A 25325-nucleotide genomic window follows, 5' to 3' on the forward strand; every position below is an offset into this window, starting at 1 on the left:
TCTACTGTATAACTATATCCAGTTCACCCGCTCAATTCAAATCCAAATTCAGAGTTTTTGCCCATCGGCACCAAAAAAAGCAGAGCTACACCTGTAAAGTGCAGCTCTGCCTTGCTTCATTAATAAAGAAATACATTCTGGATCAGGTCCATCGCGGCTCATATGGAAACGGACAGGTCGACTCTACCAGCTTGGCGCGCACCTGTACGAGACAACCACAATAACGGCAGGTTGTACCGTATTGTAACCCTGGACAATTAGAGCAGGTGGATAACCGACGATCATATTCAGCATCATCAACGGCCGGACGTGAGCGTGAGGCCAGCTCCACGAGCCGGTCCATCTTGGCTTCACTAATCTTCACATCATATTGATCATTACATCCCTTGCATGGTTCCCGTTTCCCAGCACTTCTACTCTGCACAGATGAATCCATCTGATTATCCCTTTATAGCGACCACACCAACCGAGGCCGGAGGCAGTACAAAACGCATTTTGTTATTTTCGAGTGTAATACCCTTCCATTCCGCAGGTTGAACCTGATCCGGCTGTTCAAATGTGTTGAATGCACTATAATCTGATTGATGCAGAATTCTTCCCGATACAGCAGAAGCGTCCGTTGATTCAATCTGACAAACCACTTCAAGCTCATCCGTATGACTAAGGTTACACGCCGTCACATGAATAACGCCTTCATTGCTGCGAGAAGCCGACAAACTCAGTTGAGGAATGGTCTCTTCTCCGAAAGTGTATCCAGGGCTCTCGTAATTCAGTTCCAACCTCTGCGCGTCCATGTGCACCTGATACATATCAAACACATGATATGTAGGCGTAAGCAGCATCTTCTCTCCTTCTGTCAAAACCAACGCCTGGAGAACATTGACGATCTGCGCAAGATTGGCCATATGCACTCTTTTATTATGTTGGTTAAAAATATTCAGATTGATCCCGGCAAGTACGGCATCACGCATCGTATTTTGTTGATACAGGAACCCTGGATTCGTACCTGGCTCAACGTTATACCACGTTCCCCACTCATCCACGATAATACCAACTCTGCCCTCAGGATCATATTTGTCCATAATCTCGGAGTGCTTCACAAGTAACTCTTCCATATATAGCGTCTTTTTCAAGGTGGTGAACCATTCAGCTTCTCCGAAACCTGTAGCCTGGCCTTTATCTGCCCACTCACCTGTTGGAATGGTATAATAATGCAGGCTGATTCCATCCATAAAACGACCGGCTTCCCGCATTAACACCTCCATCCAGTGATAGTTGTTGTCATTGGGCCCGCAGGCGATTTTATAAATTTCATTTCCAGAATAATTGCGTACATATGTAGCATAACGACGATATTCATCTGCGTAGTATTCCGGACGCATATTACCGCCGCAACCCCAGTTCTCGTTCCCCACACCAAAGTATTTCAGCTTCCATGGCTCTTCTCGGCCGTTGCTCTTCCGCCAGTTCGCCATCGGTGATTCCCCATCAAACGTGATGTACTCCACCCATTCCTGCATCTCCTGCACTGTACCGCTCCCCAGATTGCCACTTATATATGGCTGCGTATCAAGTAGCTCACATAGTCTCAAGAATTCATGGGTACCAAAATGATTGTTCTCTTCTACCCCGCCCCAGTGCGTATTGATCATCCGGGCGCGCTCACTTTTTGGACCTACACCATCTTTCCAGTGATATTCGTCGGCAAAACAACCTCCAGGCCAACGAAGTACGGGAATATGGAGTTTTTGCAGTGCAGTAAGCACATCATTTCGGATACCTTCCGTATTGGGGATAGGAGAGTCCTCTCCCACCCAAATGCCTTCATAGATACAGCGTCCCAGATGCTCTGAGAAATGACCGTATATATTGCGATTTATTAATCCTTGTTCTGAATTCGCCTTTAGAATAACATCAACCATTATTTCAACCTCCTCAAAAGTATTGTTACCGCTTACAATAACGTGTTTCCGAACAGGATTCAACCGTTTTTATTTAAACAAAAACAAGCCCATTCCAGCTTCATTCGTCCGGAAAAGGCTTGTTTGTATGCTCTGGCCTCATCAGGCCAAATTAGTTAAGATTTATACTCTTTTAGATTGAAATCGCCTTAAAATTATTCCATGGCATGACGCCATTTACTCGTTTTCAGCGGGCAACAACATTTTTTGCTTCCATGTTGTTCCACCATCTGTCGTCTCATAAATCGCAGGTGAATTGTCGCTTGTTACGACGAGCCAACCTATTTTGGCAGAAGGAAACGAAATGCGAGAGCTATAACCTGGATCTTTCAGGTCAATATTTTTCCACGTGGAACCTGCATCATAAGAACGCCCAATCCCCACTTTGCCTGCTGCAGGTGATCCTGCAGAGAGATAGGCCGTCTGATTACCGATCAACGACATGTTCCCTGGGTGACCCCCTGGGTCTGCGGGGCCTTTTCCATTCCCTGTGCTGCTTGCACCTGGAGCCGGGCCACCACCTGCTGTCGATTGAGCAAAGACCTGTCTCCAATTCTTGCCCTCATTTCCGCTCGCGTAGAGGGAATACGACTGCTGGGACATCCCTGCGTCGCCATACAGAAGAGCCCATACCTGGTTACCACTTGCGTATAAATCTCCACCGCTCCAAGTTGTTGAGGCTACCTTCAGCGATTGCGTCCAGTTCTTACCGCCGTTACTTGTCTGCATGATACGGTAACCCGCACCAGGAGCCACTATAATGGCATAACCTTGCTTCTCTGTCGTGAACACAGCTCCGCGTGTATTGGCTGGTGTGGAGATTCGATTCCATGTTTCACCGCCATCCTTCGTCAAATAAGCTCCGTTATAGGTGTATCCAAAGCCTTCGTTTTTATTGCGAAAATCAATACGTTTAAATTGTACCCCTTTAGTATCCATCCGTGTCCAGTGCGCGCCACCATCCGTTGAGCGGATGAGATATGTCGTTGGAGTATCCTTTACCTGTGCCAAAGCAAATCCATTCACATTATTCGGGAAATCAAGTTGTGTGAACTGCCATTGGCCTGTATAGATGGACTGCCAAGTACAACCTGAATTCGATGTACCAATGAGGAATCCCTCACCAGCGGCCCGTCCGGTTGTACTGTTTAGAAAATCGATATCCGTAAATTGCAGTCGTTGGTCTTCCACACCACTGCCTTTTTTCAACGTAGCTGTTAATCCGTAATCTCCACTTCCACATGTTGGGGAGGATGCAGCATTAGCGCCGGGTAGAGTATGTACCGGTCCCAGTCCCCAAGCCAATGTTACCGATAGTGCGAGTGCGCCAATCCGTTTCCATGTCGTTCTGCTCTTTGTTGTCATTGTGACACCTCCTTCTATGTTTTTACCCCATTTCGCAGGATTTAACGTAACAATTTGTTTATCGCGCATGACATTATTGCAATAAAAAAAACCACTCATGCCCACATTTTTTATCTCATGGGCATGAGTGGTTCATCATTAATCTCTGATAAGAGCTGAATTAAATGGGATATGCCTTAAAAGCAATGATCACAAAAGTGATACTTAAAATAAGACACAGGACAAAATGCAGTTTATTGTATTTAAGTGTCTTGATACTAAAGGCAGCATATAACATGGTGAGATTAGCCAGTATGAACGTTAAATTGATGAACAAAGTCATTGTTATTATAAGATTGATGGTAAATATCATAAGTACCGCTATGAACCATTTGGGATACATGCTCAATTGAGCCCGGATTGCATGCATAACAAAAACCCCTTTCCTCTATTTCCATATTATACATAAATATTAAGATAGAGTCATCCCAAATACGTGTTTTCGCTTAACACCCGGACGGAATCATATAAACACAAATGGTAGAGAGACGGGAACGTACGTGCTATAATTAATATTATGGACTTTGAATTGCAAGCGAAAACCCACCTCATAGGGTCAGAAGCCTGACGTGGGTTTCGCTTGAATATCCATATTTAATTCTTGCACGCCGGGGCAATCCACAGTCTTTCGCGGTCCTAAGAGTCTTTACCGTTGGCGCGGTGAAGGCTCTTTTTTAGTATATGGTCGAACCCAATCACCCTATACTTCACGAATGAGATCAGGAGGCAATCACAAAAAAACGCCCTCTCCTACGCAGGCTTCAACCTGACGCAGACAGAGGACGCTGTTATTTTGCGATTACTTCACGAATCCAAGCAGCATTTCACGGATCATCTTCGCAGCCACAATTTGTGTCTGTTCTGTAGGATCGTAAATCGGCGCTACTTCAACCAGGTCACAACCAACCACATTTACATCTGATCCTGCGATCATGTGAATCGCTTCAAGCAGTTCCTTGGACGTAATACCGCCCGCTTCTGCCGTTCCTGTACCCGGAGCCGCAGATGGATCAAGTACATCGATATCGATTGTAACGTACACCGGACGGTTACCCATTTTCGGAAGAGCTTCCTTCATCGGAGCTGCCACTTCAAACGGATAGAAGTTGATGTTCTCCCGTCCGAATTGGAACTCTTCACGGGAGCCGGAACGAATCCCGAACTGATAAATATTTTTGCCACCCATCAGTTCAGCTGCTTTACGCACTGGCGTTGAGTGAGACAATGGCTCGCCTTCATAGTTTTCACGAAGGTCGGCATGTGCATCAATATGGATCAGGATAAGGTCGGGATATTTTTTGTACATTTGCTGAATGACAGGCCAAGTGACGAGGTGTTCCCCGCCGAGACCAATCGGGAATTTATCGTCAGCCAGCAGGCCACCGATGTATTCTCCAATGACTTCGAGACTGCGTCCTGCGTTACCGAAAGGCAAAAGCAGATCCCCAGCGTCAAAGTAAGTCATATCCACAATGCTTTTATCCAGGTAAGGGCTGTACTCTTCAAGTCCAACCGACGCCTGACGGATATGAGAAGGACCAAAACGGGACCCTGGACGGAAGCTGACGGTGTAATCCATCGGCATACCATAAATGACCGCTTTGGAGTTCTCATAATCCTCTGAACTGCAAATAAACACGTTACCTGAATAAGCTTGATCCAATTTCATCTAATTATTCCTCCTTATTTCGTAAGGTCTTCCACGAATTTAGGAAGAACGAACGCCGCTTTGTGCAGACGTGGAGAGTAATATTTCGTATCCATCTCTGGAATCTGCGTCTCGTCCACCTCGAGCGGATTATGTTTTTTGCTACCCATTGTAAAAGTCCACAGACCACTTGGATACGTAGGGATATTACAGCCGTACACATGTACGATCGGGAAGATTTCTTTAACGTCTTTGTTTACCTTTTGGATCAGATCCGCTTTAAACCACGGGTTGTCCGTTTGAGCAACGAAGATCCCGTCTTCTCTCAGCGCTTCATAGATACCTTGGTAGAAACCGCGTTCAAACAGCGGAGCAGCCGGACCTACAGGCTCTGTGGAGTCAACGATGATTACATCGTATTCATTTTTATGCTCTATAATATGCATGTAGCCGTCGTTCACCAGCACTTCAACGTTAGGCTCGTCCAACTTACCGGCGATTTCAGGCAGATACTTTTTGGAATATTCAATCACTTTCCCATCGATTTCGACGAGAACTGCTTTTTCTACAGCAGCATGCTTAATGACTTCACGGATAACTCCGCCGTCACCGCCACCGACAACCAGCACCTTTTTCGGGTTCGGATGTGTATTCAGCGCAGGGTGAGCCGCCATTTCGTGATAAACAAACTCGTCTTTCACCGTCGTCATCACCATGCCGTCAAGCAGCAACATATTGCCGAATTCTTCGGTCTCTACCATAGCCAGATCTTGAAAATCCGTCTTTTCGCTTACATAGGTCTGTTTAATCTTCGCGGTGATTCCGAATGCGGGGGTCTGTTTCTCCGTAAACCACAATTCCATAATCTCTACCTTCTTTCCGTAAAGTTTATATAGATTATATTGACCAGAGCGTACATAGCGTCTGACTAATCAAAGAATCCAAGCGCTGACAATGGGTACTGTTCGACCTTCCTTGCCTATTGTATGTTGTGCCGAACTGTTACTTTTCATTACCCTTTTGCATTATACGCGATTGACGTTTATACTGCAAAACGGTTTTTTTCTGCAAAAAAGCTATATTTTAAACCGTTGAACGGGCGAATTGAATATCCGTGTCACTGAATTCCCATACTGGAAAGAAAAGAAAGGAGCCCGTTCCATGACCCAATCAAGCCAAAAGACCCGCAAACGCGGGTTCCGCACATGGAAAGTCATCAAAAGCCTAGCTTTGCTCGCTATTCTCGGCCTAATCGCCACGGCAGCAGCATTGGTCTATCTATACGCCACCAGCCTGCCACTGGCCGACTCCGACCGCAATTCCAGGCTGCTGGACAGCCAGGGGGAAGTCATTGCCACTTTCTCGGCAGGCGGCAAAGACTCGGTACCCGTACAGTTGGGAGATATTTCACCTGATTTGGTTAACGCTACACTTGCTGTAGAGGACCGCAAGTTCTATGATCATATCGGCTTCGACATCCGAGGGATGGGACGGGCTGTACTCGTCAACCTGGAACATATGCAGATGTCCCAAGGAGCAAGCACACTGACCCAACAGCTCGCACGCAACTTGTATTTATCTCATGAAAAGACATGGACCCGCAAAGCCAAGGAAGCCATGTACACGGCACAATTGGAGATGAAATACAGCAAGGATGAAATTCTGCAGATGTACCTGAACGAAATTTATTACGGTCACGGCGCCTACGGGATCGAAGCAGCCTCACGGATGTATTTTGGCAAATCCGCCAAACAGTTGACGCTTGCCGAAAGTGCCATGCTTGCAGGGATTCCAAAGGGGCCGACCTACTATTCTCCATATAATCATATGAAGAACGCCAAAGACCGACAGAAGGTTGTATTGAATGCCATGGCTGACGTCGGCAAAATTACGCAAGCGGAAGCAGACAAGGCTTATGAGGAAATGCTTTCGTTTAAACCGGAAAGTGAACGCAAAACTGTGGAAAGTGCACCTTATTTCCGCGATTATATCCGTAATCTGGCCATCAAGGAGTTGGGAATCAGCGAAGCGATGCTGGATCATGGAGGATTGAATATATACACCACGCTGGATTTGCGTGTGCAAAAAGCGGCGGAAGACGCCGTAGCCAAAGGTATGGACGCCAAAAGCGAGCTCGAAACCGCGCTGGTATCAATCGATCCCCGAACCGGTTATATCAAAGCGATGGTGGGCGGCAAAAACTACCGCACCAATCAGATTAACCATGTACTGGCGACTACACGCCAGCCGGGATCTGCTTTTAAACCAATTATGTATCTGGCTGCCCTGGAATCGAAACAGCTCACCAGTGCGTCCATGTTTAAAAGCGAGCCGACCCTGTTTCATTATGACAATGATCGCAAGACCTATAAGCCTGGTAACTTCGGAGACAAGTATTTAGGTGAGATTGATCTGAGACAGGCTATCGCCGCTTCGGACAACATCTACGCGGTAAATACGATTATGCAGATTGGACCTGAACAAGTGGTGAAAATGGCCAAAAACCTAGGGATTACGAGCAACATGAGCCCGGTACCTTCCCTTGCACTTGGCACCTCACCCGTTAGTCCACTGGAGATGGCTTCAGCATTCTCCGCTATCGCCGCAGGTGGGCAAAGAACACCTCCTGTAGCCATTCTGCAAGTGACGGATGCCGCAGGACGAGTCATCTATGAAGCACCTCAGACCAAGGCCGAGAGGGTTGTTGAACCGGCTGCCGCTTATGTATTAACACGGTTGATGGAAAGTGTGTTCGAAAATGGTGGAACGGGTAATCGAGTATCAGCAACCATTAAGCGACCTGTCGCCGGCAAAACGGGGACAACCAATACGGATGCTTGGCTAGTCGGTTTTACTCCAGAGCTCTCAACGGCTGTCTGGGTCGGTTACGATCAAGGCAAAGCCATTTCCACATCTGACGGGCGTCGGGCGGCACCCATGTTCGCCCAGTTTACGGAACAGGCCCTCGCCAGTGTTCCACCGAAGATTTTCACCGTACCGGATAATGTCGTCAGTGTATATATCGATCCCGAATCCGGCAAACTGGCTGGCAATGGCTGCGCCGAGAAACGGCTGGAAGTTTTTATTGATGGCACGGAACCGACCGAGGTCTGTCGCAGCGCTTCAGACGACTCGGGTTCAGAGAATGATAAAGATAGTCGCGAAGTGCAAAACCAGCAGGGAATACAGGAAGAGAAACATTCTTGGTGGAAGGATTTCAAACGCTGGTGGGTGGAGTAACCAAAGTGACGCAAATGCGTAATGACGTAATTGCGTCAGCTTCTATAAAATTTAATTTTAGCATAGAAGCAAAAACCCCGAACCGATCATCTCGGTTCCGGGGCTTTTGCTTCTTTTTTTTGAACAACTTTGAACATTCATTAATTAGGCGAGCGCTTCTTTCAATTCATCCGGAGAAGCGTTCCACCATTCTTCGTTATGCGTAGTCAATAACGTCTTGAGTGCCGCGCGATCCTCAGGACCAAGGTCATCCAGCATGAACCGGCGCTTCATGGCATAATCCATGCGGTTCACATGTTCGGCCAGCAGTTTCCATCCACGACGCGCTTCTGTATCAATCCACATCTCACACGCTGTTGCTCCACCATAGAACTGCCCCTGTTCATTACGGTCCACAGCTACCCATACCAGCCATACCTGGCGTCCATTGGGTACGTCCTCACGGTTGGTTGAGAACTTGATGTTGCGCTCCACTTTGCTCTTTGCATGCATCGCACCAATATCGATCTTGGCTTCTCCGTTATCAATAATAACTGGAGAAAGGTTGTTCAGATCTATGGAACCTGCACCGAAGCCTTTGTGTTTGCTCTTTGCACTAACGATATTCAAGGCAATCTGTTTTTTGCCGTTTTGCTCGTTTTGGTCCATGTTTATAGCCTCCAAGGGTTGATACAAATATTTTAACTAATAATCGCTCCAATGCAAACATATACATGCTGTAGATGCTTGTCAACGGGAGGTATTTAACGATGATTCCACGACGCGCCAAGAGCTGGCTCACCGCAATTATAGCCCTGTGTGTAGTTGCCGGGGGGATATGGCTTGGTCTGGGCTCCACACGTTCCATTCATTCTGACTTGCCTGCGCTCGCCCCGGAATCGGGCAAGCCTACGGCACCCGTCAAAACCCAAACATCTCCGGAAAGTATACAGACACCTACAGCTGAAGTGTTCAGCAACCGCGTAGTGGAATATCACATGGATGTGAAGCTGGTAGACGGGAATGTATTGCAAGGGACTCAGACGATAACCTGGACACATCCAGGTAAGAAAACCGTCAGCGAGCTTTATTTTCACATGTATCCCAATGCCTTCTCTTCTGCTGACACCACTTTTATGAAAGAATCCGGGGGGAAACTTCGCGGTGATGTCATGCCCACGAACGGTTATGGTTCTATGCATATTACAGAAATGAAAACAGAGGACGGGCTTTCTCTCTTGCATCGGATGCAATATGTGCAACCGGATGACGGAAACATGAAAGATACTACCCTCATTAAGGTACGGCTGCCCAAACCCGTTAAAGGCGGTGAAAGCATAACGCTTCACACCCAATTTGAGGTCAAGCTACCGAAGATTTTTGCCCGCATGGGAACGGCAGATCATTTTGTTATGGCAGGTCAATGGTTCCCTAAACTTAGCGTATATGAGCCAGTAGGCACACGAGGTCGGACGACCGAAGGCTGGAATCTGCATCAGTATCACGGCAATTCAGAGTTTTATGCCGATTTCGGTATCTATAGTGTGCGTATTCGGGTACCGGAAACATACAAAGTAGCTGCTACTGGATTCCCAACCCAACAAGCTGTTGTGAAGAACGGCGAAAAAGTATATCAGTTCTATGCCGATGATGTGCATGATTTTGCCTGGTCAGCCTCTCCTGATTTTGTTTATGCGGAAGAACCCTTCTCTGCTCCCAATGTGCCAGGCGTCCGAATCAAGCTGTATCTCGACCCTGCTCATGAGGACCTGAAGGAACGTTATTTCTACGCCGCCAAAGCAGCGCTATCCAATTATAGCAAGTGGTTTGGCCCTTATCCGTATTCCACACTGTCCATCGTTGTCCCGCCCAAATCGGGGAATGGCGCAGGGGGAATGGAATACCCTACCTTGGTCACCGCTTTCGGTGCGGATGATTCTACACCTGGTTACGATCTGGAACGCACGGTTGTGCACGAGATTGGGCATCAGTATTTTTACGGCATGGTCGCCAGTAATGAATTTGAGGAGGCTTGGCTGGACGAAGGGTTCACCTCCTATGCAGAAGACAAAGTGATGGAACAGGAATACGGACTTATCCCGAATCTGCCTGTACAATCAGGTCTCATTACTTCTCCGGCTTCTCTGACACAGGACTCCTGGAAGTTCGATTCCCAGAATCAATATGCCGCCAACGTATACACACGAGGCAAGCTTGTATTACTCGGGATAGAACAACAAGTTGGTGCCAAAACGATGGAGCGTATTCTCTCGACCTATGTAAAGAAATACCGTTTCAAACACCCTACTTCGTCTGATTTTCAAAAGGTCGTGGAGCAAGTAACCCGTTCCTCCTGGACCGATTATTTTAATCAATATGTATACGGTGACGGCATGGCTGACTTTGCAGTGGAGAAGATCACAATCAATCCTATCCTGAAAGACGGTCAAACGTTGTACGAGTCATCCATTACAGTCCAGAAAAAAGGCAGTGAATATAAGAAGGTGCCTGTTCGAATTATGTTCGAAGATGGGAAAACCATGATGAAAGAATGGGATGGCAGCGAGGAGCGCATTACCTACAAACTGACCTATACTTCCCCTGTTTCCTGGGCCATGACTGATCCGCTGTACACGATTGTGCTGGAGAACCATCATATGAACAATTTTCTGAAAGCCGGACTGGATGAGCCAACCAAATCCCGCTGGAGCATGAGTGCAACCAAACTTATAGAAGCCATATTCGGAAGTCTGTCATGGTGAGGTGGATACAGTGAAAGCGAAAATACGTGAAGGCTGGTTTCTCGTCCGTCAGCATATGTTCATTGCAGCACTCTTATTTCTCTATCAATTAGTATGGGGATACTTTCTTTATCGAATGGTTCAATCAGCTGTGGTTCCGCTACTCCTGCGTTATCCCGACCCTGATGCAGGGGAACTCAGTACAATTTTATTCAAAATGGAGAGCCAACTCGGCCTGACAATTAATCCAGAGGTCCATCGCTATTTATGGATTTTAGGGGCTATGCTGCTGCTACGGATGCTAATTAGCCCTCTCATTCAGGCAGGGCTGCTCTACTCGCTCCAGCATTATAATCATTCGGAAGAGCGCATTCCATTCATTCGCGGCATCAAAAATTTGTGGAAACCAATGCTTCTGCTCCACACTATTCGCACCCTATTGCTGCTGCTACCGGCTTATTGGATCGCACCAAAACTTTATTCCATCCTTATGGAAGGTTTTCATTCCCTCCATCTGCTCCTGCCTGGTATTCCCTATGTTGCTGGTTGGATTGTATACGGGTGGGTTATCCATCATGTCCTGCTGTACATGCAGTTTGGTATCTCGGCTCCTGATGGGGAAGGCGGAGCACGTGGTACGTTTCAAGCTCTATGGATTGCACTACGCCAGGTCATCACTCTAATTGGCATTGCCGTACTGCTGGGTGGCCTTCATCTCCTGGTCTTTGGCGCCTTCACTTCAGCTTCATGGTTACTAACGGGCTTAACTGGTCTTATACTACAACAGACGTATCCACTTGCCCGGTGCTTGCTGAGCTTATGGAAGATATGCGCCCATTTCCGGTTATGGCAGTCCAACTCGGTCAAGGATTAACGTGCACAGTTAAAAATGGTTACCATCTATATGTAAAGTTGTTTTCATCAAACACCTTTAAACAAGCAAACCTCGACCTTTCCCCGTCAAAGGTCGAGGTTTTTTTTGCTAATTTTGCTGTTAAACGTTGCCAAAGTGATATACCTCTGTTACAATAATCGCAGTGAGTTTTTAGTAACAACTTTGTAATCTTTACCTTCATATTTGTAACTACTTAAAATTTAATCGTCATTTCTTGATTTCGCAGGTGCATAACTAGCATAGCCAAATTCCTAGCACCTGGGAAGCGGGGGAACCAGTTATGGGTGAATTGATCTTGCAACAGAGGGATCATAGGGGACCTTCAACCGAATCCTTAAGCTAACCTCGCAGGCATTGGAAGGGGTATATCTCTTGTTTAAGAAGAAATTAACCGCAGCTGTACTCAGCATCACATTCGCATTATCGCTTGGAGCAGGCAGCGCATTCGCAGATTCAAAAATGGACCAAGTCATTGATTCAGCAATGGGAACTACATACAAAAGCGGAGGAACAACGCTTAACGGCTTTGACTGCTCTGGGTTCACAAGTTATGTATTCGACAAGCTGGGTATTGATCTGGCTCGCCAATCGAGCTCGCAATTCGACATGGGTGATTCAGTATCCCGTATGGAAATGAGACCAGGTGATCTGGTATTCTTCAATACAACGGGCAAAGGGGTCTCACACGTAGGGATCTTTGTAGGGGATGGAAAGTTTGCACACTCCTCTTCTTCCAAAGGAGTTACAATCAGTGCATTAAGCGAAAGCTACTGGGCTAACCGCTATGTTGGCGCTAAACGCATTATGAGCACGGACGCATATGAGACATTGGCCATCGACTAGGGACAAGCTGAGCAACGTCATGCTGTAACAATAAAACTACTGTAACGAAGCATAATAGAACCGTCTGGTACATTCTCCGCAGGAATGTATCCGGCGGTTTTTTTGTGCTTCGTTTCCTTTAACGTATTCGGGACAGCTATCAAACCTAACTTTAACTTTTTTTTAAAAAGCTAATTTTCGTTGCTTTGTCCGTGCTCTTATAATGTTTTTACCCATCCCACTATAATATAAACGAAATTACCGGAACTTTTGTTTCACTTTTTTTTCAAAAACGAGGACTTGCCAAATGAACGCCTCTTTTGTAGAGTGGAAACAAGCTTAGATATGGAATGACATATGTATATGGACAAATCAGAATCATTATAGCTTGTTCACAATGAGAGGAGCGTGCAGTTGTATGGATGAAGCCCCTGTGACGTTTCACGTTGTGCCCATGCAAGAAGAACATGCGGAGCTCATCTGCGATTGGCAGTATGACCCGCCTTATAATATTTATAGCTGGCTACCCTGGGAGCAGATGAAAGCACTCGAAGTAGAATTCGGCGATCCCCAGCTACGGAAGGAACAATATGTGGTGGTGCTGGGAGAGAATCAACAAATTTGCGGCTTCGCTCAATACTTCCCACTTGAAGGTGTCACCCGCATTGGGCTTGGCATGCATCCGGAACGATGTGGTCATGGTCAAGGAACGGCTTTTGTCTCCGCCATTGTGCAGGAAGCCATTCGCCGGAACCCTGCAAACGAAATCGATCTGGAAGTTCTGACCTGGAATGACCGGGCCATTCGCGTCTATCTCAAAGCCGGATTTGTTACGCAGGATACATACGAACGACAGACACCAAGCGGTTTGAAGCCCTTCTACTGTATGGTCTATGAAGGTCCACGCGGATAAAAAGAGCTTAAAATCACCCTAGAAAGTCCCCGGTTATGTGATTAGTTCAAAAAATTACCACAAAATGCTATGATGTCACTACAGGTTCCGTTATAATGATATGGATAGTTTCAAGTTAGATGATCTTTCATTCTGGAGGGGACATAAGGGATGCACAAATGGATCATGAGCGGGGTATTTTTTGCAGCGTGCGCTTTAGCTATTGTACTAATGTTTACGCTTCCAGGGAAAGAGGAAGTTGCAGAAGAAGCGAAACCGACGATGCCGCAAGTTACAATGGATGCAGGACAGGCTGAGGCACTGGTCAAAGCAAACTGTATTACCTGCCACGGTGATCAGCTTCAAGGGGGTATGGGCCCTAGTCTGCAGAAGATTGGTAGCCAGGACGATGTGGAGAAGATTTATACCACGATTGTCAAAGGTAAAAGTGGCGGTATGCCTTCGTTCAAAGACAAGCTGAAGGATGAAGAAATCGCGAATATTGCGATGTGGCTGGCGGAGAAGAAGTAATCGAAGAAGTCTTTCAAGGCGATTAGTTTGTGGCGGTTCATGTATATTGAGTGTGGGTGGCCTTAGTCACCTCTTGCTCTTTATGCATGCTCTAAACCATGCTGACGCTAGACGCACAACGTAGGCAACCCGTATTCGTATTGCAGGGTTGCTGGATTTATCAATGGTTATACAGAGAAGAGGCTCTTACTCTCCCGTACAGGGAAGTAAGAGCCTCTTGCTCATTTCAGGGATGCTCCGATGATAATATCCACCATGCTGTGACTATCTAGATACATTAGCGTATCCTGCCTGCCCTCCGGCCTCTGATTCAGCTAAAGCAAGCATCGATTACTGGCTCTTTGCCTTCTGCTCGGCAAGGAAAGCCTGCACTTCACGTGCGGACGGCATCCCGGACTGGGCGCCGAGCTTCGTCACGGACAACGCGGCTGCGCCCATGGCGAAGCTTACCGCCGCGTCCAGCGTCTCTCCGCGCGCGAGGGCTACTGCCAGCGCGCCGTTGAAGCAATCGCCAGCGCCGGTCGTGTCGACGGCGCTTACGGCGTAGCCGAGCGCACGGCACGCGCCGGCACGCCCTGCCTGTACGCGGCCGCCAGGCGCTGCCGCGTACACAGCCCCCTCGGGGCCGAGCGTCGTGACGACAGCGGCCCCGAGGGATGCGGCGAGCTCTGCGACCGCCGCATCCACGTCTTCCGGCCGGAGATCATCCCGGCCGGTGAGCACGGCGAGCTCGCTGCGGTTCGGCGTGACAACGTCGACGCACCGCAGCAGCTCCTGGGGCAGACCCGGCACCGCAGGCGCCGGGTTGAGCACCACCAATGCGCTGCCTTCAGCCGCCAGTTGGGCGGCGCGGGTGACCGCGGGCAGCGGGATCTCTAGCTGCAGCAGCACCGCTGCGGCTGCAGTCAGGCTTTTTAACGTATCCGCCTCTTCCAGCATCGCAGGCACAACCTGCCCATTTGCTCCAGGAATGACAATAATCCGGTTATCTCCTTTGGAGAGCCAGATGGAGGCCGTACCTGTAACGGTATCATCCAGAATGCGAACTTGCGAGGCATCCGCCCCGCTTTCCATTAGACTGTGCAGCAGGCGTTCACCAAAACCATCCGAACCTACCGCACCAATCATCGTTGTCTGTCCGCCCAGTCGTGCAGCAGCAACCGCCTGATTGGCGCCTTTGCCCCCGGCCAAATAGTGCAGTTCCTCCCCGCTCACCGTCTCGCCTTCCTCAGGAATGATGTCCGTCTTTACCACCAGATCCATATTAAGGCTGCCTACGACAGCAATAAGAGGTTTGTTCTGATTATCGTCTGACATGTATGTTTCACTCATTTCCGGTAGTGCGATAATAACCGACCCAGGTTATTCCGACCTCATTTTCTCAAAAGCCTCATTATATTGTTGCGCTTCTTTAATATCTACAGATGTGATGCCACCTTCATCCCATGACGTGAGACGCAGTGTGACCGTTGTATAGTCAATTGTAATGAAAGGATGATGATTGAATGCTTCCGAAATCGCTGCGACCTCATCCACAAATGCAATCCCTTTCATGTAGTTGGAAAATACGAACTTGCGGACAATCCATCGTCCCTCTTCCAGTTCCCAGCCTTCCAGCCTTCCCAGATGAGCTTCGACTTCCTCTTGCGTAAAAACCATACGTTATCTTCCTCCCCATATGATGGCTCATCATAGACAACTGTCCATACTGCCACCGAAACCTTTGGTGCTACCTATAGCAACCCAAACGCATAGGTCCACCGCCCTGCGGTTCGCCCGTTTCATGACTATCATCTTACCACGGACAAGCCTCAAATTCCAATAGTACAAATGGCGCTAGATCCACTAACCATAAGGCTTTAGGGAGATTCTCCAACTCAGGTTTCCATGCCAAATATCTTATGGGTACATACTAAATGAGCGGTACAAAAGTCAGCTCTTCTTCCCCAATTAAGATATGAATTCGGTGCTGATCCTTGTCATGAATGACCACTCCACTTCCTACCGGAATGACCGACTCCTCACCCAGTGCATAGAACAGATCTTCAGCGAGCGCCTCATCTACTTCAAGTTGCTCTGTTACACCAAGGCGTGACCATTCTTCCTCATCCATCTCAAAGAAAACATAGCGGTCCGGTATTCGTCCTATAGCCTCTGTCAAATCTGTCAATATTCCTTCATAATCTCGTCCATGCTTTACGCCCATTGGCTTTTCACTCCTATTTAGCCCCTAAGGAGCAGATTTGATCTTATTATACCTGAAAATAACCCTTAAAAAAAAAGGCCATCTGGTCGATAAATACTATACATGACCGTTTTAACTGTTTCTGCAACCCTAAAGGATGCCTAACATTAAACGGATTGCGGTGTAACGTTCGTCCGGAAGCCCGAATAAAGCCGCTTGAAAGGATTCAATTTTATCTCATGGATGAGGTGTATGATGGAAATTTCAACGATTATCGGACTAGTTTTAGGGCTGGTTTCACTTGTAGTGGGTATGTTCCTGAAGGGTGCGCCCCTTATCAACCTGGTTAACAACCCGGCAGCCTACGTTATTATTTTTGTTGGTACGGCAGCAACTATTTTCATGGCATTTCCCATGTCTGAAGTTAAAAAAATCCCCAAGCTATTTGGGGTACTGTTCAAAAAGCAACAACTGATCGACCGTGTTTCTCTAATCGGCACATTTATGGACTGGGCTTCCACCACCCGTCGTGAAGGTTTGCTTGCACTTGAATCGAAAGTCGAAGATATTGATGATCAGTTCCTGCGCGGCGGTATGCGTATGATTATTGACGGAAATGATCAGGAATTTGTAAGTGATGTACTCATGGAAGATATTCATGCTACAGAAGAGCGCCATCGTGGCGGTGCCTTGATCTTCGCCCAAGCGGGGATGTATGCACCAACGCTCGGGGTACTCGGGGCCGTTGTAGGTCTCATTGCAGCGCTTGCCGATCTCAGTGATATGGAAAAGCTCTCGCATGCGATTGCAGCGGCGTTTATCGCGACACTTCTCGGTATCTTTAGTGGTTACGTGTTGTGGCATCCAATGTCCAATAAACTGAAGCGGATGTCCAAAAAAGAGATGGAAATCAAGCTGATGATGGTTGAAGGCTTGTTATCCATACAATCTGGTGTATCCACCATTGCCATTAATCAAAAATTATCTGTATTCCTGACACCTTCCGAACGTAGACAGTTGGAAGAGAAGGAGGGCTCATCAGGTGAAAAAGGCTAAAAAACACGAACCGCATGAAGAACATATAGACGAGAGTTGGTTGCTTCCCTACTCTGACTTGATGACGTTGCTGCTCGCTCTGTTTATCACATTATTCTCTATGAGCTCTATAGATGCAACGAAGTTTGAACAGATGGCTTCCGCACTGAGCAGCGCATTGAATGGTGGTTCGGGTGTACTGGATCATACCTCCATGAACCCTACAGAATCTACTATAGATTTGGGTAAGAACAAACAGCAGCCTGAAGATATCAAGAAGACAGCCGCTCAGATTACAGATGCGCAGATGGCTCAGAAAGAACAGGAAGATCTGGAGAAACTCAAGAAACGGCTTGATCAATATATTCAGAAAAACGGTCTCTCCGATCAGCTGAATACGAAGCTGAATCAGTCTGAACTCAAAATCACGATCAGTGATAACGCCCTGTTCTCCTCAGGCCGGGCTGATGTTAAACCAGAGTCACGCTCGCTGGCCAAAGCCATCTCAAGCATGCTGCAGGAGTTTCCGGAATATGAAGTCGTAGTGTCTGGCCATACTGATAATGTTCCCATTTCGAACAGCCAATATAAGGATAACTGGGATTTGAGTGCCGATCGAGCACTGAATTTCCTCAAAATTCTGTTATTGAATGAGGCGCTGGACCCTTCGAAGTTCACACCTAGCGGTTATGGAGAGTATCACCCAGTCGCTAGCAACCAAACAGATGCTGGACGAGCTCAAAACCGTCGGGTAGAAGTTTCGATTATCCGGAAATATCAGAGTAACAACACGGCCGTGAAAGCAGTCGGAAAAGATAACTAAAGAGTTGTTCGTTGTAGCAAAGTAATGCTTAAGTCACTCTCCTTCATTACAGGGGAGTGACTTTTTTCTATCCACTGATATGAAAAAGCGCTGCTTCCCTTGAGGGAAAGCAGCGCTTTGGATATCATCATTTATTCCATATTATAATCTAGCAAACTGCTTAGTTCCGACTTTTCAGCGGGCGTTAGTTCTCTCCAGGTCCCTGTGGCCTGTTCACCGAGATGAATGTTCATAATACGAATCCGCTTCAACTTCCGAACCTCATAGCCAAATGCGCTGCACATCCGGCGAATTTGACGGTTTTTTCCCTCTGTCAGAATAATGCGGAACACCCGCTCTGATATACGAGTCACCGTACAAGGCAGCGTCATTTCGCCAAGGATCTTGACTCCTGTGCTCATGCCTCTTAAGAAACTCGGCGTTACCGCACGATCCACGGTGACAATATATTCTTTCTCATGACGTCCTTCTGCCCTCAAAATTCGATTGACGATATCACCGTCATTGGTCATCAGAATCAAACCTTCCGAATCCTTATCCAGGCGTCCAATGGGGAAAATACGCTCTTTGTGCCCTACAAAATCAACGATATTCCCTTGAATGTGCTGTTCGGTTGTACTCGTTATTCCGACAGGTTTATTGAGTGCAATATATACGTGTTTCCGTTTTTCCTTAATAGGTTGACCATTAATTCTTACATCATCGCCATCTTCTGCTTGACTGCCCAGCTCGGCCTTGACTCCATTAATCGTTACTTTCCCGCTTTCCACCAATCTGTCGGCTTCTCGACGGGAACAAAAACCCGTTTCACTGATAAATTTATTAATACGCAAAAGGTAATCTCACCTCATCTAGTTCTCTTCGTCTGTAGGTTCATTGTCCGTCTTATGCTCTTCCTCCATACTCTCCGGTTGCTGTTGGGAAGCAGGTAGCTCGATAATGACGGTCGTTCCCTTGTTCATGACACTTTTGATATCCATCATGCCCTTATGTGATTGAATAATGCGCTGGCTGACCATCAGGCCAAGCCCTGTTCCCGATTCCTTGCTTGTAAAGAATGGTTCCCCCAGCTTAGGCATCAATTCTTCTGGAATTCCAGTGCCTTCATCCTTAATTTCAATCCGAACCCGACTATTCTCTTCGTCATGATTGAGTTTAATTCGAATATTACCTCCGTCTGGCATGGCCTCCATGCCGTTCTTCAGCAAGTTAATGAAGACCTGCTTCAACTGGTTCTCTTCACAGTGTACCATAGCTGAATCGGATGAAGCATTCAATACAAATTCAACACCATGCAGATGCGCCTGACTGTCCAGTAATGATATAACATCTCCCAGAATGAAGCGAATATCCCGTTCTTGAAAATGAACCGCCTGTGGTTTGGCCAGTATCAGAAACTCACCCACAATAAGATTAATTCTATCCAACTCGGACAGCATCAAGTCCAAGTGCCGGTGGTTAAGCTTGTTCGTCTCTTGTTGGAGCTGAAGAAACCCACGTAGGGTCGTAAGCGGATTACGTATCTCATGCGCAACCCCTGCTGCCAGTTGACCAACCGTCGTCAGTTTCTCGGAACGTCTGAGCAGTTCCTCCATACGGTTACGGCTGGTAATATCTCTTGATACGCTGATTAGTGCTGTGATCTCGCCTGCTTCATCCCGGACTGGTGCTGTACTCACGCTGACTTCGACACGGCTACCATCCTTCTTCATCCATGTCGTTTCATTGGACGTAATTGACATACCCTCAATCAACTGGGCATGCTGCTCTTCCATCTCCTCTTCAGTACCAGGAGGGATAATTTTCAACTTACGGCCTTCTACTTCACGACTGCGCCAGCCGTACAACTGCTCAAAGGCACGGTTTACCCGCAGAACATTTCCATCCAGATCCGTAATATGAATCGCATCTGCGGTTTGGTTAATGATCGATTCCAAATGCTCTTTTACCGCACGATTTTCTTCATACATCTGTTTCAGACGATTCGTATAATGGCCCAAATTACGAATCATGGCATTAATGCGATTCGCTAATTGGCCCAGTTCGTCTTTCCTTCTCACTTTTAGACGGAAATCAAAATGGCCATCTGCCACATCATTCACTTTGCCCAGAATAGATTGAATTGGACGTGTAATGTAACCTGCGAGCAAATAGCTGCCAAAGATCACAATCTCCAGCAACACAAGTGAAATGGAGGCATGGCTAACCAGTTGTTCCGATACCATGGAGGATATTTGCTTATAGTCCATGACAATACTAATCACATAAGATGATTCATTGGGGGTGAATATCGGAATGAAACTTTTGAGCACCTTCTGTTCATGAGTTTCACTGACAAAGGATACATTCTGCCCAGTACGAATGGCCCGTACGACTGCCTTGTGATCCTCTTCTGCGGCACCATATTGATAGGTACCGAAACGAATTGGCCTGTTATTCAACTTGTTGTGGTTCGTATCCCTTCCGTCATTGCTCATGCTCGAGCTACCGAAGGTCAATGGATTGATGCCTGTAATCTCCAGAATTGAAGGATTCACTTCACGAATCTTATTCAAAATCTCGTCTGGACCAGAGATCTTCACATAGTCGTCAACAGCGGCATTATTATAGAAGGGATTGATTATGTAATTCCTCTTCCCATCATGATAGTAACCCCAGATATCAACATCTGACGGATTGGATGTAGAATATTCGAATCCATCCGACCAAAAATGGTCTAATTTCTGTCCTTGTGAAATCGTAACCTGATGGTTTTCGAATAGCTGTTTAAATGCCTGATACCAGTACGTCATGGATTTGGTAGATAATCCAATCTCCTTGGGATCGGAAGATCGGGTAACCACAATATCATCAGCCGTTTGCTCCATCAATGAAATGTGGGAAACACCAACTTTTTCGCTCATGCGAACCAGGTCTTCATTTGTGATATTATTAATATTCGGGTCTAGTTCTTCCGCTGCCATTACTGAGGCCAGCCATAGATTGTTCCCAATTTGTCGTTTTACATATTCTGAACTGGACTGACTCTGTTCGACAGCGATTGCAATCTGTTTGGCAGTAAGCACCATCTTGGTTTCGCTGTCCTGCCTTAGATTCTCTTCTGTAGTATAATAACTCAGTGCTATATTTAAAACTAAAATGACGAGCACTGAGCACGACATAATCATGGATAATTTCGTTTTAATAGACAACTTTTTCGTTCACCTCTCGGCTTGTACCCTCTGGCGATATATGGCAAAACCTATATCCATCATAACTGTTGTATGTCTATTTGAAAAGGATAATTGACCCTTGTCCAAAAGTTACCGCTTGGCTGAAAAACGCGAAATCAATTGTATTTTGTCATTTCCATGCCTACAATGGGAATAACCTCTAAAAATTATACACAAATCCACAGGCATGTGGATAGTATGTTCATAACTATGTGAGCAACTCGTTGGTTATCCACAGACTTATACACAACATGTTAACAAACGAATGTTTGTTCGCCGCACAAAATGCTCTTTGGAAGGAGTTTTACATTTTAATGAAGGATGACGTTCTCCAATCTGATCTTACACATCTCTCGGAGGAGGCTCAGCATGAGCACTGGATGCGTGAAGCCATCGCTGAAGCGTACAAAGCAGAAGCACTCGGGGAAGTACCGATCGGAGCTGTAATTGTTCAACATAATCGCATTATCGGTCGTGGATATAACTTGCGTGAGACGACACTTGATTCCACAGCACATGCGGAGATGGTAGCCATCCGGCAGGCCAGTGAAGCCATCGGTGCATGGCGACTGCTGGATTGCAGTCTGTACGTCACACTGGAGCCATGCCCCATGTGTGCAGGTGCCATTGTGCAATCCAGGGTGCCTCGAGTGATATATGGTACCGCAGACCCCAAGGCCGGATGCGCAGGAACGCTGATGAATCTGCTGCAGGAACCTCGTTTTAATCATCGAACTGAAGTAGTAGCTGACATCTTGCAACCAGAGTGTTCCACCATGCTGACTCAATTTTTCCGGCGTTTACGCAAAAAATAGAATCTTACATCCATCTGGAAAGGAAGTGCATTCCATGCCGCTTACACTATACGACACACCAAAGGGAATAAGTCTCCGTTTACTTACTCCACAAGATACAGAGGCGTATCTTGCTCTTATTCAAATCACACGTCTACCCTACCAAGCTGTAGAGCCTATCCGGGATGATGAGTTCTATACGCTGCATGCACAAACCAGACGCATTCAGGACAGAATGCAGGCGGCTGAGGAAGGAACAGGTTATCAATTCGGAATTTTTACAATCGACGATGGTATTCTGATCGGTCAGGTTAGCTTGAACAATGTCGTTCAGGGCGTTGCCAATTATGCAGACATGGGATACTTCATCCATCCAGATTACCAAGGCGGAGGACGAATGACCGCAGCCGTGAAACTCGCTGTATCCTATGCTTTCCGTGCTCTGAAGTTAAATCGTGTTCAAGCGGCCATTCTATTATCCAATACGGGTTCAAAACGTGTTTTGGAGAAGAATGGCTTTCAAGCTGAGGGCATTGCTCGTAAATATCTCAAAATTAACGGAGAGTATCAGGATCATCAGATCTATGCTGTGCTGGCCGAGGACTTGGGTGAATCTTTACAGTAATTGAACAAACATGGAACAACATACAAAGAGCCGCTCGACCCTAAGGTCGAGCGGCTCTTTGCTTTAACTAATGGATCTAAGAACTTAGTATCCGTAAGATGCGTTCATTAGTTCTTCAAACTGATCCATTGTAATGACGTCTTCGCCAGTAGGAATATTGATTTTGAATGCTGGCTTCTCGTTAATTTTGGTGTACGTGTTCGAACCCGTGAAAGCAAGTTTAACTTCATCCTTGGTATCAGGTTGTTTAATCAACAGATCAGCAACCAATTTTTGATATACCGGGAAATCTTTTTTGTCCAAAGCAAAATCAATGTGGAACTGGTTAATGGTCAGTGTATCTTTCAACTGATCCAGATCTTTAGCCATTTCAGCTTGATCTGCTTCAGTAATTTTCAGATCCTCTTTAGCTTTGTTGATATCTTCCTGACTCATTTGCAACATGTCACGATACTCTTCTTTAGAAATGATATCCAATACTTTTGGCAATGCTTTGGTGACCAGAACAGTAACAGCTTCCTTCACATTGTCATTGTTGACTGAAAATTGAACGACTTGCTTGGCATCCAAACCTTCTGGAAGCTGCGCATCCTTCACGTCCAGGTTTTTAAAGAATTTATCCTGATCGTACTCGCTCAGGACCGCATCCATAACTTCATTGCTCAGCTTTTGTGTTTTCGCTGCATCCATAGCATTTGGATTCCATTCCGTTCCTTCTTGCTCAGCCAGTTCTTTCAGATCCAGCTCCAGGAATTTACCAACAACCGTTTCCGGAATCGGGAAGAACGGAATACTTGGTACCTTAACATATAACTTCTCAGCGGTCATAACCATTGGAATGGTAAATGTCATACCCATATCGCCTTTAAGCTCAATACCTACCGTCATTTCGGTCTGCATTGGCTCGCTTTGGTATACGCCAGTTACATTCAACTGAGCATCCTTCAGCATACTCATAAACTGAGACATCGTTGGATCCTGTTGTGACTCGTCTGCAGCTTTATAGCTCAATTCATTAATAGTGAAGTTAGAACTCATCTCATACGAAGTCAATTTGGAAGCATTGGCTGCCGCCGTCTTCAATGCCTCTTTTGGCTCTTGCTTGCTACTACATGCTGTCAGTGCCATGGATACGGTTAACAGCAACGTAAGAAGAAGCGCCCCCATACGTTTAGTCATTTGTTTCTCTCCTCTCGTGATAACCCCAAAAAAAATAATTCAATATCAATGATATACCATTTATTCTGAAACGGAAACACGATTTGGGAAATTTGTGAGCTTTACTCTCTAAATTGGCTACAAAGACCTATGTAAGCTTTAGATATCAATGATGTCCTCCTCTAAATCATGTATGAACGCGCAAAAACCCCGGTTTGTTAACCGGAGTTATAGGTTATAGTTATGCATTGATATGTGCTATAGAAAGGAATGAATGTTCCTTTACCTTAGCCTTGGGGATTGTGATGATCTACATGATTCTGGTTTTTCACTTTTTTGGAGCCTGACAACGGTTCCTGCATGGAAGAATGCTTTTCAGGTTTTCGGTGCTGCACATTAGCCTGAGCTTCGGGCACAGGTGTTGTTTTGGGTTTACTCATGTTGTTCCCCCCTCTTCATTGGATTAGGAATGGGATGGGTCCATATCTTCCGTTTTGTCATGATTCATGGAATCCTGATGCCGACGGTCATTCGAGTCCTGTTGAATTTGTTGGGCATGGTGACTATTCACAGGTGTCTGATCCAGATCTGCGACTACATTTTGCAGGTTTTTATCTGTTCCAGCTTTGGCTTTGCTCACGTATTACCACTCCTTTGACGTCTGCCTAATGTCTGGTTTTGGGTTGCAACGACTGGGCACATTCATGAATATGACGCGTGTAATCCTGAGCCAATTCCTGAATGGGTTCTGTACGCTCATCCGTCGTCCTTCCATCGCGCTCCACATCAATTAGCTGCACACTGACTTCACGAGAATCCACATAGGCACACTTGAAATCAAAAGAGTACATCTGGTGTCCCGCTGTTGCGATGTGAATTCGAATAGCCTGTTGATCAGCCTCGTCAGCCATAACCTGAGCGCGATCTCCGACATTTAGGACCTCAGGCAATCTTTCCTGCCAAGCACCTACAAGCTCAGTCTGATCTATGTTTAATTCGCGGTTCATCTAACCACCTCCACTCTTATATAAAGTGCGGCGATTCGGATGTTTTTATGCATCACACAGATATTGAAACAAACTGATTTCTTGTCGTAAAAATTCTTTATAAAAACAGCATGTATGCGGCTGCGCTAAATGTATAAATAAATGCAAAAAAAGGACCTGAGCTTATCGCTCAAATCCTTATCATAATTGTAGTATGGCGGAGAGGGTGGGATTCGAACCCACGTGGAGTTGCCCCCTAACGGTTTTCAAGACCGCCCCGTTATGACCGCTTCGGTACCTCTCCAGGACATTAACTTTTATAAACTTGCCACGAAATAGATCATACCATAATCGTATAGCAGAAAGCAACCTTTTTATAAGATTTATTATTCGA

Annotated in this window: 25 protein-coding genes, 1 tRNA gene and 1 riboswitch; of the genes, 10 read left to right on the forward strand and 16 right to left on the reverse strand. The window is 46.4% G+C overall.

All coding sequences use genetic code 11. The annotated features are described in order from the left end of the window. Window positions 1–142: 142 nt before the first annotated feature. The 5 genes from ACR1R9_RS26735 to speE form a co-directional block, all read right to left on the reverse strand. Window positions 143–424 carry a DUF6171 family protein gene (locus tag ACR1R9_RS26735; protein ID WP_433948859.1) on the reverse strand — a complete coding sequence of 94 codons (282 nt, stop codon included), beginning with the start codon at window positions 422–424 and terminating at the stop codon, window positions 143–145. Between the two features lie 16 nt (window positions 425–440). Beyond that, window positions 441–1922 (reverse strand): alpha-N-arabinofuranosidase, encoded by a 1482-nt coding sequence (locus ACR1R9_RS26740; RefSeq protein ID WP_433922298.1) that lies wholly within the window; start codon window positions 1920–1922, stop codon window positions 441–443. A gap of 216 nt (window positions 1923–2138) precedes the next feature. Further along, window positions 2139–3326 (reverse strand): WD40/YVTN/BNR-like repeat-containing protein, encoded by a 1188-nt coding sequence (locus ACR1R9_RS26745; RefSeq protein ID WP_433948858.1) that lies wholly within the window; start codon window positions 3324–3326, stop codon window positions 2139–2141. A gap of 838 nt (window positions 3327–4164) precedes the next feature. Further along, window positions 4165–5034: an agmatinase gene (gene speB / locus ACR1R9_RS26750; protein ID WP_024628791.1), complete on the reverse strand. Its 870-nt coding sequence runs from the start codon at window positions 5032–5034 to the stop codon at window positions 4165–4167. Window positions 5035–5048: 14 nt separating this feature from the next. Then, entirely contained in the window at window positions 5049–5876 is an 828-nt protein-coding gene (gene speE / locus ACR1R9_RS26755; RefSeq protein ID WP_064641349.1) for a polyamine aminopropyltransferase, read from the reverse strand. A gap of 298 nt (window positions 5877–6174) precedes the next feature. Here speE and ACR1R9_RS26760 point away from each other — a divergent pair, with 298 nt between their 5' ends. Continuing rightward, on the forward strand, window positions 6175–8253 hold the full coding sequence (locus ACR1R9_RS26760; protein WP_076292195.1) for a transglycosylase domain-containing protein: 2079 nt from the start codon (window positions 6175–6177) through the stop codon (window positions 8251–8253). A gap of 144 nt (window positions 8254–8397) precedes the next feature. Here ACR1R9_RS26760 and ACR1R9_RS26765 read toward each other — a convergent pair whose 3' ends face one another. Beyond that, window positions 8398–8901, reverse strand: coding sequence for a YwhD family protein (locus tag ACR1R9_RS26765; RefSeq protein WP_076292196.1), 504 nt, complete (start codon window positions 8899–8901; stop codon window positions 8398–8400). Between the two features lie 101 nt (window positions 8902–9002). Here ACR1R9_RS26765 and ACR1R9_RS26770 point away from each other — a divergent pair, with 101 nt between their 5' ends. The 5 genes from ACR1R9_RS26770 (at window position 9003) to ACR1R9_RS26790 (ending at window position 14113) form a co-directional block, all read left to right on the forward strand. Then, window positions 9003–10994 (forward strand): M1 family metallopeptidase, encoded by a 1992-nt coding sequence (locus ACR1R9_RS26770; RefSeq protein ID WP_433922295.1) that lies wholly within the window; start codon window positions 9003–9005, stop codon window positions 10992–10994. 10 nt (window positions 10995–11004) lie between these two features. Further along, window positions 11005–11847 (forward strand): hypothetical protein, encoded by an 843-nt coding sequence (locus tag ACR1R9_RS26775; protein ID WP_433922294.1) that lies wholly within the window; start codon window positions 11005–11007, stop codon window positions 11845–11847. A 252-nt stretch (window positions 11848–12099) separates the two neighbouring features. After that, window positions 12100–12237, forward strand: a riboswitch (cyclic di-AMP (ydaO/yuaA leader). A gap of 3 nt (window positions 12238–12240) precedes the next feature. Beyond that, window positions 12241–12711 (forward strand): C40 family peptidase, encoded by a 471-nt coding sequence (locus ACR1R9_RS26780; RefSeq protein ID WP_076292199.1) that lies wholly within the window; start codon window positions 12241–12243, stop codon window positions 12709–12711. Window positions 12712–13108: 397 nt separating this feature from the next. Further along, window positions 13109–13603: a GNAT family N-acetyltransferase gene (locus ACR1R9_RS26785; protein ID WP_433922293.1), complete on the forward strand. Its 495-nt coding sequence runs from the start codon at window positions 13109–13111 to the stop codon at window positions 13601–13603. A gap of 150 nt (window positions 13604–13753) precedes the next feature. After that, a complete protein-coding gene (locus tag ACR1R9_RS26790) occupies window positions 13754–14113 on the forward strand; it encodes a c-type cytochrome (protein ID WP_063567633.1) in 360 nt (119 codons plus the stop codon). 330 nt (window positions 14114–14443) lie between these two features. Here the strand turns inward: ACR1R9_RS26790 and rbsK are convergent, their stop codons facing one another. From rbsK to ACR1R9_RS26805, 3 genes are all read right to left on the reverse strand, one after another. Next, window positions 14444–15430: a ribokinase gene (rbsK, locus tag ACR1R9_RS26795; RefSeq protein ID WP_433922292.1), complete on the reverse strand. Its 987-nt coding sequence runs from the start codon at window positions 15428–15430 to the stop codon at window positions 14444–14446. 45 nt (window positions 15431–15475) lie between these two features. Continuing rightward, on the reverse strand, window positions 15476–15772 hold the full coding sequence (locus ACR1R9_RS26800; protein ID WP_064641360.1) for a 4a-hydroxytetrahydrobiopterin dehydratase: 297 nt from the start codon (window positions 15770–15772) through the stop codon (window positions 15476–15478). Window positions 15773–16025: 253 nt separating this feature from the next. Continuing rightward, window positions 16026–16319, reverse strand: a complete 294-nt coding sequence (locus tag ACR1R9_RS26805; RefSeq protein ID WP_063567630.1) for a hypothetical protein — start codon at window positions 16317–16319, stop codon at window positions 16026–16028. 234 nt (window positions 16320–16553) lie between these two features. Here ACR1R9_RS26805 and motA point away from each other — a divergent pair, with 234 nt between their 5' ends. After that, window positions 16554–17354 carry a flagellar motor stator protein MotA gene (motA, locus tag ACR1R9_RS26810; protein ID WP_024628803.1) on the forward strand — a complete coding sequence of 267 codons (801 nt, stop codon included), beginning with the start codon at window positions 16554–16556 and terminating at the stop codon, window positions 17352–17354. Beyond that, window positions 17341–18156 carry a flagellar motor protein MotB gene (gene motB / locus ACR1R9_RS26815; RefSeq protein WP_076292202.1) on the forward strand — a complete coding sequence of 272 codons (816 nt, stop codon included), beginning with the start codon at window positions 17341–17343 and terminating at the stop codon, window positions 18154–18156. The genes motA and motB overlap by 14 nt, the downstream gene beginning before the upstream one ends. Window positions 18157–18287: 131 nt before the next feature. Here the strand turns inward: motB and rluF are convergent, their stop codons facing one another. Both rluF and ACR1R9_RS26825 read right to left on the reverse strand, forming a co-directional pair. Continuing rightward, window positions 18288–18989 carry a 23S rRNA pseudouridine(2604) synthase RluF gene (rluF, locus tag ACR1R9_RS26820; RefSeq protein ID WP_099859274.1) on the reverse strand — a complete coding sequence of 234 codons (702 nt, stop codon included), beginning with the start codon at window positions 18987–18989 and terminating at the stop codon, window positions 18288–18290. An 18-nt stretch (window positions 18990–19007) separates the two neighbouring features. After that, window positions 19008–21347, reverse strand: coding sequence for a PAS domain S-box protein (locus ACR1R9_RS26825; RefSeq protein ID WP_076292204.1), 2340 nt, complete (start codon window positions 21345–21347; stop codon window positions 19008–19010). Between the two features lie 335 nt (window positions 21348–21682). Here ACR1R9_RS26825 and tadA point away from each other — a divergent pair, with 335 nt between their 5' ends. Both tadA and ACR1R9_RS26835 read left to right on the forward strand, forming a co-directional pair. Continuing rightward, window positions 21683–22183, forward strand: a complete 501-nt coding sequence (gene tadA / locus ACR1R9_RS26830) for a tRNA adenosine(34) deaminase TadA (protein WP_076292205.1) — start codon at window positions 21683–21685, stop codon at window positions 22181–22183. A 34-nt stretch (window positions 22184–22217) separates the two neighbouring features. After that, window positions 22218–22787 carry a GNAT family N-acetyltransferase gene (locus tag ACR1R9_RS26835; protein WP_076292206.1) on the forward strand — a complete coding sequence of 190 codons (570 nt, stop codon included), beginning with the start codon at window positions 22218–22220 and terminating at the stop codon, window positions 22785–22787. 84 nt (window positions 22788–22871) lie between these two features. Here ACR1R9_RS26835 and ACR1R9_RS26840 read toward each other — a convergent pair whose 3' ends face one another. The 5 genes from ACR1R9_RS26840 to ACR1R9_RS26860 all read right to left on the reverse strand — a co-directional run bounded on the left by ACR1R9_RS26840 (window position 22872) and on the right by ACR1R9_RS26860 (window position 25235). Further along, window positions 22872–23966, reverse strand: a complete 1095-nt coding sequence (locus tag ACR1R9_RS26840; RefSeq protein ID WP_099859273.1) for a hypothetical protein — start codon at window positions 23964–23966, stop codon at window positions 22872–22874. Window positions 23967–24232: 266 nt separating this feature from the next. Continuing rightward, a complete protein-coding gene (locus ACR1R9_RS26845; RefSeq protein WP_063567623.1) occupies window positions 24233–24385 on the reverse strand; it encodes a small acid-soluble spore protein P in 153 nt (50 codons plus the stop codon). 23 nt (window positions 24386–24408) lie between these two features. After that, entirely contained in the window at window positions 24409–24585 is a 177-nt protein-coding gene (locus ACR1R9_RS26850; RefSeq protein ID WP_175382032.1) for a hypothetical protein, read from the reverse strand. A 25-nt stretch (window positions 24586–24610) separates the two neighbouring features. Beyond that, on the reverse strand, window positions 24611–24952 hold the full coding sequence (locus ACR1R9_RS26855; protein ID WP_064641367.1) for a hypothetical protein: 342 nt from the start codon (window positions 24950–24952) through the stop codon (window positions 24611–24613). 194 nt (window positions 24953–25146) lie between these two features. Continuing rightward, window positions 25147–25235: transfer RNA gene (locus tag ACR1R9_RS26860), tRNA-Ser, on the reverse strand. Between the last annotated feature and the right edge of the window lie 90 nt (window positions 25236–25325).

The organism is Paenibacillus taichungensis, assembly GCF_050994985.1.
In the GTDB taxonomy this organism is placed as follows: Bacteria; Bacillota; Bacilli; order Paenibacillales; family Paenibacillaceae; genus Paenibacillus; species Paenibacillus taichungensis.